This is a genomic window from Promicromonospora kroppenstedtii DSM 19349, from assembly GCF_000515355.1.
In the GTDB taxonomy this organism is placed as follows: domain Bacteria; phylum Actinomycetota; class Actinomycetes; order Actinomycetales; family Cellulomonadaceae; genus Promicromonospora; species Promicromonospora kroppenstedtii.
In genome coordinates this window covers 13,543-14,164 of record NZ_KI911746.1, presented here as the reverse complement: position 1 = coordinate 14,164, position 622 = coordinate 13,543, and positions in this window count along the sequence as shown.

Here is a 622-nt window from a genome sequence, read left to right as displayed (position 1 = left end):
CGGCAACGGCCAGAGCTCCGGCAAGGGCCAGGGTCCCGGCGCCGACCACGACAGGGGCAAGGGTCCGGGCCACGGCAAGAGTTCGGGCCACAGCAAGGGCCCCGGGTCCCCTCGCCGCTGACCGAGACCGACGCCACCGACCGAGCCCCGACGCCGGCCGCCGGTCGGCAGTTTGCACGACAGAGTCGGCAGTTGGCATCGAGATCGGCTCAGGCCTGGACCGATCTCAGTGCCAACTGCCGAACCTGCGGCACCCGCCGCCCGCGCAGCACCACGCGCTCGGCGTCACCCTGACAGCACAGTCAGAAGTAGGCGCAGCACGGTCCGAGTCGACCGCCCGGCAGGCGGCACCCAGGTCCGGCAGCTGGCCCCCAGCCTCGGCAGTTTGCACGACAGAGTCGGCAGTTGGCATCGAGATCGGCTCAGGCCTGAGCCGATCTCGATGCCAACTGCCGATGCCAAGCGCGGACTGCCGAATCAGCGGCGGCTAACGTGGAGCGCATGCAGCCTGCGGAGATGCGGACAGCCCGGCCGACCGTCGTCTTCGACGTGCTCGGCACCCTCGTCGACCAGGCCGGGAGCCTACGTCGGCAGGTCGCCGAGGCAACGGGGTCCGGCGACG